The 7,260-nt window shown below is 74.1% G+C and carries 6 protein-coding genes and 1 pseudogene; 3 read left to right on the top strand and 4 right to left on the bottom strand.

Going from position 1 to position 7,260, the window contains the following annotated elements; all coding sequences use genetic code 11:
* Positions 1-148 precede the first annotated feature (148 nt).
* On the top strand, positions 149-1,030 hold the full coding sequence (locus ACFVGY_RS20775; protein ID WP_385679439.1) for a chaplin family protein: 882 nt from the start codon (positions 149-151) through the stop codon (positions 1,028-1,030).
* A 39-nt stretch (positions 1,031-1,069) separates the two neighbouring features.
* On the opposite strand, the gene ACFVGY_RS20770 is transcribed toward ACFVGY_RS20775, so the two are convergent.
* Positions 1,070-1,258, bottom strand: a complete 189-nt coding sequence (locus tag ACFVGY_RS20770; RefSeq protein ID WP_360622827.1) for a DUF5703 family protein — start codon at positions 1,256-1,258, stop codon at positions 1,070-1,072.
* 47 nt (positions 1,259-1,305) lie between these two features.
* Between ACFVGY_RS20770 and ACFVGY_RS20765 the strand changes: the two genes are divergently transcribed.
* A complete protein-coding gene (locus tag ACFVGY_RS20765; RefSeq protein ID WP_385679436.1) occupies positions 1,306-1,974 on the top strand; it encodes a hypothetical protein in 669 nt (222 codons plus the stop codon).
* A gap of 162 nt (positions 1,975-2,136) precedes the next feature.
* Here ACFVGY_RS20765 and tnpA read toward each other — a convergent pair whose 3' ends face one another.
* The gene (tnpA, locus tag ACFVGY_RS20760; RefSeq protein WP_385679433.1) at positions 2,137-2,553 is read right to left on the bottom strand and encodes an IS200/IS605 family transposase; all 417 of its coding nucleotides are present in this window, start codon (positions 2,551-2,553) and stop codon (positions 2,137-2,139) included.
* Positions 2,554-2,579: 26 nt separating this feature from the next.
* Here tnpA and ACFVGY_RS20755 point away from each other — a divergent pair.
* Positions 2,580-3,798, top strand: a pseudogene (locus ACFVGY_RS20755) (RNA-guided endonuclease InsQ/TnpB family protein).
* 15 nt (positions 3,799-3,813) lie between these two features.
* Here ACFVGY_RS20755 and ACFVGY_RS20750 read toward each other — a convergent pair.
* Both ACFVGY_RS20750 and ACFVGY_RS20745 read right to left on the bottom strand, forming a co-directional pair.
* Positions 3,814-6,204 carry a helix-hairpin-helix domain-containing protein gene (locus ACFVGY_RS20750; protein ID WP_385679430.1) on the bottom strand — a complete coding sequence of 797 codons (2,391 nt, stop codon included), beginning with the start codon at positions 6,202-6,204 and terminating at the stop codon, positions 3,814-3,816.
* Positions 6,201-7,190: an aldo/keto reductase gene (locus ACFVGY_RS20745; protein WP_385679427.1), complete on the bottom strand. Its 990-nt coding sequence runs from the start codon at positions 7,188-7,190 to the stop codon at positions 6,201-6,203. The genes ACFVGY_RS20750 and ACFVGY_RS20745 overlap by 4 nt, the downstream gene beginning before the upstream one ends.
* Positions 7,191-7,260 lie beyond the last annotated feature (70 nt).

The raw sequence follows: 7,260 nt of genomic DNA, 5'->3' as shown, positions 1-7,260 counted from the left end.
GGCGCCGCCCCCGCGCCCTCGCCCCACCCCCCCCACACCCCCCCCCCCCAAGACTAGCGGCCCCCCCCCACCCCCCCCCCCCACCCCGCGCCCCCCGCCGGGCTTCAGGGCCCGGCCGTTCGTCTTTTTCAGCTGGGGGATCACACACATGCGACGACAGGCAGCGGTCACCAGGAAGACCCTGATCACCATGGCAGCGGCGGGAGGTGTGCTCGCGCTGGGTGGGGGATACGCGCACGCGGACGCCAGCGCGTCCGGCCGTGCCGTGAACTCCCCGGGCGTCCTGTCCGGGAACAACGTCCAGGCGCCCGTGGACGTTCCGGTGAACGTCTGTGGGAACACGATCACGGTCGTCGGGGGCCTCAACCCGGCCTTCGGGAACCGCTGTTCCAACGAATCGGCGAAGCCGGCGAGCCCGGCCAAGCCCACGAAGCCCACGAAGCCGGGCAAGCCCGGCGGCCACCCGGGGAACCCCGGCCACCCGGGACACCCCGGCCACCCGGGACACCCCGGCCACCCGGGACACCCCGGAGGGCCGGACGAGCCGTGCGACGAGGGCGAGCACCCGGGCAACCCCGGTACGCCGGGTCAGCCGGGTACGCCGGGTACGCCGGGTACGCCGGGTCAGCCCGGCACGCCGGGTCAGCCGGGTACGCCAGGCACGCCGGGTCAGCCAGGTACGCCCGGCACGCCGGGTCAGCCCGGCCAGCCCGGGACTCCGAGCACGCCCGGCCAGCCCGGGACTCCGAGCACGCCCGGCCAGCCCGGAACCCCTGGCACGCCTGGTCAGCCGGGTACCCCGGGTCAGCCGGCTCAGCCGGGTCAGCCGGGTACGCCCGGTCAGCCCGGAACCCCGGGCCAGCCCGGCACTCCCGGTCAGCCCGGGACCGGGATCGGGATCGCGCCCGCCCAGCAGGCGGGACTCGCGGCGACCGGGGCCGGAGATGTCCTCGGCGTGGGCCTCCCGCTCGCCGCCGGGACGCTGATCGCCGGCGCCCTGCTGTACCGGCGCGCCCGCAGCTCGGCCTGACGGGCCCTCACGACGCGGGCCCCGCCCACGGGGCCCGCGTCACCACGTGGCGCGGACCTGACGGATGATCCGCCGTCGCAGCCGCACGCGCCGGCTGCCGTCCCGGTGCAGGGTCAGCCGGTCCAGCTCCCAATGCCCGTACTCGGCGTGGTCGGTCAGCAGTCGGGTCGCCTCGCTGCGGGGAACCCCGCGGGGCACGTACACGTCGACAAATTCGTATTCCGGCATCGCATCTATTGTGCGGGCACGGCCCCGCTACGGATAGCGTCTGCACTATGTCTGATGCCGCTCTGCCCACTGTTGCCGAGGTACGCGCCGCCGCCGAGGCGGTCAAGGCCGCCATCGACCGTCACCTCGCCGCGGTCGAGAGCAGGATCGGGGACGAGGACCCGGCCGTCTACGCCGCATTCAACGAACTCGCCGCCGCCGCCGAGGAGTACGACGAACTGCTCTACGACCGGTACGACGAGGTCACGCCGTTCGAGATCCCCACGCCCGAGGACGGAGCCCCGTACCGCGGCCCCGCCGAGCCCGCCGCGTTCAGCGTGCTCATCCGCCGCGACTACACCGTCGTCAAGCCCGCGCGGCTGATCGCCCAGGCCGACCGGGTCGCGGCACACGACAGAGAGGCCGAACTCGTCCACGACGGAGGCACCGCCGGTGCGCTCGGCGTCCTCTTCGGGGAGTACGAGCCCGACGAAATCGCCTCCCGCGCCAAGGACTTCGGTCTGGAGGAGGGGGACTCGACCCTCTGGGTCGCCGCCACGCACGAGACCGCGGAGCCGGGGGAGTGGCTGGGATCGCCCTTCGGGAACACCGACCCGCAGGACGTACTGCACCGGTTCGACGTCAGCTCCGTCTTCGACGACGACGAGGACGAGGACGAGGACGAGGAGGAGGACGAGGACGACGAGGCGGCCGAGCCCGGCTTCGCCCCCGCCTGAACCGCTCCGCGGCCGCAAGCGGCGACGCGGCCCCCGCCCGGGCAGGGCAGGGGCCGCGTCGGCTTTCCGGCGGCTGCTGCCGGTGGCTACCGGGACTAATCGCAGTGCATCGGGCTTTAGTCCGGTGGTGAAGCGATTCTGAGAAGTGCTCTGACCCGCAGGCTAGAGCGGACGATTCTGCTGCTCGATGTACTGGCGGACGATCGACAGCGGAGCCCCGCCCACCGATCCGGCGAAGTACGAGCCGGACCACAGCCGCTGTGCCCGCCAGTAGTGCCGGACCAACTCCGGATACTCCTGGCGGAGCCTGCGCGAGCTGACGCCCTTGAGCGAGTTGACCAGCTTGGACAGGGCCACCTTGGGCGGGAACTTCACCAGCAGGTGGACGTGGTTGTTCTCGCCGTTGAACTCGACCAGCTCGCACTCGAAGTCGGGGCAGACTGCGCGCATGATCTCCTCCATGCGCGTCAGGTGCGTGTCCTTGAAGACCCTGTGCCGGTACTTCGTCACGAAAACCAAATGTGCGTGAAGGACGAAAGCACAGTGCCGACCAGTACGAATGTTCTGATGTGCAGTCATAAACCACCTTTAGTACGGTGATCGGCATGCAGTTGAGGTACAGCTTCCGCCTGTACCCGAACGGTCCTCAGCGCGCCGCACTGGCCAAGGCGTTCGGGTGCGCCCGCGTCGTGTTTCAACGACGCGCTGCGCGCTCGGGAGACCGCCCGCGCCGCAGGCGAACCGTTCCCGAAGACCGGCGACCTGTCCAAGCTGCTGATCACCGAGGCGAAGAAGACCGAGGAACGGGCCTGGCTCGGCGATGTGTCCGCCGTAGTCCTCCAGCAGTCCCTGCGGGACCTGGACACCGCGTACCGGAACTTCTTCGACGGCCGCAAGGGCAAGCGCCCGCGCATGGGCGCACCCCGGTTCACATCCCGCAAGGACAACCGGCAGGCCGTACGGTTCACCGCCAACGCCCGGTGGAACATCACGACCGGCGGAGACCTGTCGTTGCCGAAGATCGGCGACGTACGGGTGAAGTGGTCCCGCAAACTTCCCTCCGCCCCCTCCACGGTGACCGTGGTCAAGGACGCGGGCGGGCGATACTTCGCCTCGTTCGTGGTCGAGGCCGAATCCGAGACGCTTCCCGAGACCGAACAGGTCGTCGGCATCGACCTGGGCCTGTCGCACTTCGCGATCCTCTCCGACGGCACGAAGATCGACAGCCCCCGATTCCTGCGCCGGGCCGAGAAGAAGCTCAAGCGCGAACAGCAGCGCCTGAGCCGCAAGGCGAAGGGCAGCAACAACCGGACCAAGGCCCGCATCAAGGTCGCCCGCGCTCACGCGCGGGTGGCCGACGCACGGCGCGAGTTCCACCACCAGCTCTCAACGGAGATCATTCGCGAGAACCAAGCGATTGCCGTCGAGGACCTGGCGGTGAAGGGACTCGCCCGTACGCGCCTGGCCAAGTCCGTGCACGACGCGGGCTGGTCCGCGTTCGTTGCGATGCTGGAGTACAAGGCCGCAATGTACGGGCGGCGGTTCTTCCGCATCGGACGCTTCGAGTCGACCTCTCAGGTCTGCTCGGCCTGCGGCGTCAAGGACGGCCCCAAGCCGCTGCACGTCCGAGAGTGGACGTGCGGTGCTTGCGGGACCGTCCTCGACCGGGACGTCAACGCGGCGGTCAACGTCGCCAAGGCCGCCGGACTGGCGGTGTCAGCCTGTCGAGCGCAGGTCAGACCGGTACTCGTACCGGCACAGCGCGCAGAAGCAGGAACCCACCGAGACGGTCAGACGACCGTGGCAGGAATCCCCGCCCTGTAGGGCGGGGAGCGGAAGTCAATCCGGCTGCTCCTCGGCCGTCGCGGCCAGCGACCGCAGCAGGCCCGCCAGCCGGGTCGTACGCGGCTTCGGCAGCACCTCCGCGACCGCGTGCGGCAGTGCCTGGTCGACGCCGTGCACCACCGACAGGTGCCGCTCGGCCCGGCCGAACGCCGTGTACACCCAGTCCCGCGACAGGGACTGCGCCGCATCACCGGGCAGGACGACGACCACCGCCGGCCAGCGCATCCCGACGGCCTGGTGCGCCGTCACCGCCCAGCCGTGCCGCACCTGCGCCGCCACCCGCTCCTTCGGTACGACGAGCCGCGCGCCCGCGGCGTCCAGGTGCAGGCCCTCCGCGTCCGCGGAGACCACTCGGCCCGGAACGGCCCGCCCCGGGGAGGGCACGTGGACGACCCGGTCGCCGGGGTCGAAGCCGTCGAACCGGCCCGGGCCGGGGTTCAGCCGCTCCTTCAGCGCCGCGTTCAGCGCCCTGGTGCCGGACGGGCCGCCGTGGCCCGGGGTGATCGCCTGGATGTCGTCCGCCCCGATGCCGAAGGCCCGCGGCACCGACTCGGCCACCAGCTGCACGGTCCGGTGCACCGCTTCCCCCGCGTCGCGCACGGGGACGATGACGACCTCCTTGCCGGGGGCCTCGACCTGGTTCAGCTCGCCGATCCCGATGCCCGAGACCAGCTCGCCGAGCGGGCCCGGATCGGGGACGCGGGAGACCAGCTGCGGGCAGGCGCGGGCCGCGAGCACATCGGCGAACACCCGCCCCGGACCGGCCGACCCGAGCACGGCCGGATCCCCGGACAGCACCAGCCGGGCCCCGTCGGGCACCGACTCCACCAGCTCGGCGGCGCTCTCCACGTCCAGCTGCGGCGCGTCCAGCACCACGAGCAGGTCCAGCGCGAACTGCCCGTCCGCGTTCCGCTCCGGTCCCTCGGTCCCGGCCAGCAGTCCGGCCACGGTGACGACACCCGGCCCTGGGGCGTGCGCGGCCAGGCACGTGCGCAGGCCCAGCTTCCCGGCGGCCGCCAGGAGGGCCAGCGGCTCTGCGCGGGCCGCCTCGCCGCCGGTGTGCACGACCAGGCCGTGCGCGGCGACCGCCCGGATCAGCTCGGCGCCCGTGCCGGTGGCGGCCGCCGCCCAGTCCACGGCGTCCGTGGTGCCCGCGGCGCCGATGAAGGTGCCCGCCAACCGGGCCAGGCCGTCGGCCAGGCTCTCCTCGGCCAGCGCGTACGCCTCCAGGCCCATCAGCACGCGTACGGGCTGCTCCTCGTCCTCCGCGGCGGGCGCGCCCAGCGGCTCGTGGAAGACCAGGACGAGGCCCTCGGCGACGGCCAGCTCCAGGGCCTCGGCCGGCTGCGGAACCCCGTACTGGGCCAGGGCGGACTCCAGGGTGGGCGCCTCCAGGGCGGTGTGCCCCTTGAGGGCCGCCTGCTCCAGCAGCCAGCCGACGAGGGCGGTGGCCCGCCTCTCGTCGCCCGGGCCCACAGCGGGGCCCAGCAGGGCCCGCGCGAAGGAGTCCGCCTGGGTCGGGCGGATCCCGGCCACGGCCAGCAGGCGCCAGGGGTTCTCGGCGAGCTCGTCGGCGGCGGTCCCGCCGAGGGCGGAGGCGGCCGGGGCGGCCAGGCCCTCGGGGGCGCCGCCGCGGGCCAGGACGGCCCGTACGGCCTCGACGGTCTGCGCGGACGGGGCGGCGGGGGACCGGTCGGCGGCGGCCGCCGCGGCCGGGCGGGGGCGCGGCGGCGTCGCCTGGGCGGGCGCCGGGGCGGGCCTGCGCGGAGCGGCCGGGGCCTCGTCGAAGTAGCGGGGGGAGGGCTTCTCCCCGCTCTCCACGGCCCGTACGGCGGCCAGCAGGTCGGCGGCCGTGCCGCTGAGCTTGGCGCCGGCCTCGACCGGGCCCTGGCGCTGCGCCTTGCGGTGGGCGATGCGCTCGCGCTCCATCCGCTGGGCGGCCAGCTCCGCCTGGGCCTCGCTCAACTGCGGGGCCGCGGCGTCGCCCTCCGCCGCCGGACCCCCGGAGCCGCCCTCCGCCTCGACGGCGTCGTCCCCCGTGGTTTCGCCGGGTGCGGCGTTCTCGCCGGAGCCGTTCCCTGCCTCGGCGGCGTCGGCTTCGGGCCCCGCGCCGTCGTCCTCGGATCCGCCGGGTGTGGCGGACGCCTCGGCGGCATCGGGTTGCGGCTCGGCGGTGTCGGCACCGCCGGGCGCGCCGGGGGCTTCGGACGGGTCGTCCGGTGCCTCGGCGGCGGGGGCGGGGTTCGCTGCGTCCGCCGTCGGCGACTCGTCGCGGGCCGGGTCCGCTGCCGGGGCGGTTCCGGGCGGGGTGGCCCCCGGGGCGGTCGGGGCCTCGCCCTGCGGGCCGGGGGAGGCCGGCTCGGCGGCGTGGCGGTCCGTACTCACAGCGTGCTCCAGTCCTGGTCGGGGTAGCGGTGCACCGGGGCCGACACATCGTCCAGCGCCCGGCGGATCTCCTCCGGAAGACTAAGCGCCTCCACCGACAGCGCCTCCGCCAGCTGCGCGGCCGTCCGCGCGCCGACGATCGGCGCGCCGACCCCCGGGCGGTCCCGCACCCACGCCAGCGCCACCTGGAGCGGGGTCACGGCCAGGCCGTGGGCGGCCGTGGCCACCGCGTCCACGATCCGGCCCGCCGCCTCGTCCAGGTACGGCTCCACGAAGGCGCCCATGGCCGGCGACGCGCCGCGGGAGTCCGTCGGGATCCCGTCCCGGTACTTGCCCGTCAGCACGCCGCGGCCCAGCGGGGACGACGGCAGCAGGCCGACGCCCAGGTCCAGCGCCGCCGGCAGCACCTCCCGCTCCACGCCCCGCTGGAGCAGCGAGTACTCCATCTGGGTGCCCGCCAGCCGGGTCCGCCCCGGCACCGCCAGCTGCCAGGTCGCCGCCTTCGCCAGCTGCCAGCCGCTGAACTCCGCCACCCCCGCGTAGCGGGCCCGCCCGCTGCTCACGGCCAGGTCCAGCGCCTGCAGGGTCTCTTCCAGCGGGGTCGCCGGGTCGAAGGCGTGGATCTGCCACAGGTCCACGTAGTCGGTGCCCAGCCGGCCCAGCGAATCGTCCAGGGCGGCCAGCAGGTGCCCGCGCGAGCCGTCGGAGCGCCGGTCCGGATCCGCGACGCCGCCCGCCTTGGTCGCGATGACCAGCTCCCGGCGCGGCACGAGTCCGCCGAGGAAGTGCCCGAGCAGGTACTCCGCCTCGCCTCCGCCGTACACGTCGGCCGTGTCGACGAGGGTGCCGCCCGCTTCCCAGAAGGTCTTCAACTGCTCGGCGGCTCCCGCCTCGTCCGGCCCGTCCGCCGACCGGCCCCAGGTCAGGGTGCCGAGGCCGATCCGGGACACGCGTAGGCCGGTGCGGCCGAGATGCCTCTGCTCCATGAGCGCTGAGACTACTGGGGCGCTGACGCGGCGAACCCGGGCGCGCTACAGTCCCTGCTCACAGCAACGT

Origin of the sequence: Streptomyces sp. NPDC127106 (assembly GCF_042677605.1) — a bacterium.
Classification (GTDB): domain Bacteria; phylum Actinomycetota; class Actinomycetes; order Streptomycetales; family Streptomycetaceae; genus Streptomyces.
This window is presented reverse-complemented; position numbering and strand designations above follow the sequence as displayed.

Coding starts and splice junctions, on each gene's coding strand:
- ACFVGY_RS20765 (WP_385679436.1), top strand. CDS start 1,306: ATGTCTGATGCCGCTCTGCCCACTGTTGCCGAGGTACGCGCCGCCGCC.
- ACFVGY_RS20775 (WP_385679439.1), top strand. CDS start 149: ATGCGACGACAGGCAGCGGTCACCAGGAAGACCCTGATCACCATGGCA.
- tnpA (WP_385679433.1), bottom strand. CDS start 2,553: ATGACTGCACATCAGAACATTCGTACTGGTCGGCACTGTGCTTTCGTC.
- ACFVGY_RS20770 (WP_360622827.1), bottom strand. CDS start 1,258: ATGCCGGAATACGAATTTGTCGACGTGTACGTGCCCCGCGGGGTTCCC.
- ACFVGY_RS20745 (WP_385679427.1), bottom strand. CDS start 7,190: ATGGAGCAGAGGCATCTCGGCCGCACCGGCCTACGCGTGTCCCGGATC.